Below are 335 nucleotides of genomic sequence, written 5' to 3'. Positions count from 1 at the left end.
CAGGAAGATCGTTCACCGTTTCGTCGGCCGATCGCGTCCGTCTGACGGCGCTGATCAGGGATCGCAACGCCCCGCAAAAGCATGTCTGGCGCGCCGAGATAGTGCTTTTGCCCGCCGACGGCGTCGGCACCGGCGAGGTCATGCGCCGCATCGGCAAGTCGAAGACCGACGTCTGGCGCTGGCAGGAGCGCTTTGCCGCGGAAGGCTGTGACGGGCTGCTGCGCGACAAGACGCGACAGTGGCGCATTCCGCCGCTCGGTCCCGATGTCGGCGAGCGCGTCGTGGCACTGACGCTTGCCGATCCGCCGGGCGAGAGGACCCACTGGACCGCCGAC

The 335-nt window shown here is 68.4% G+C and carries 1 protein-coding gene; it reads left to right on the top strand.

Annotated elements, in window-relative coordinates:
• A partial coding sequence (locus EN852_RS37375; RefSeq protein ID WP_135879804.1) for a helix-turn-helix domain-containing protein occupies positions 1 to 335 on the top strand: 335 nt, incomplete at both ends.

It is taken from the genome of Mesorhizobium sp. M2E.F.Ca.ET.209.01.1.1, from assembly GCF_004010375.2.
GTDB lineage: Bacteria > Pseudomonadota > Alphaproteobacteria > Rhizobiales > Rhizobiaceae > Mesorhizobium.
The sequence above is the reverse complement of the archived record's forward strand: the minus strand, read 5'-3'. Positions and strand labels throughout refer to the sequence as shown.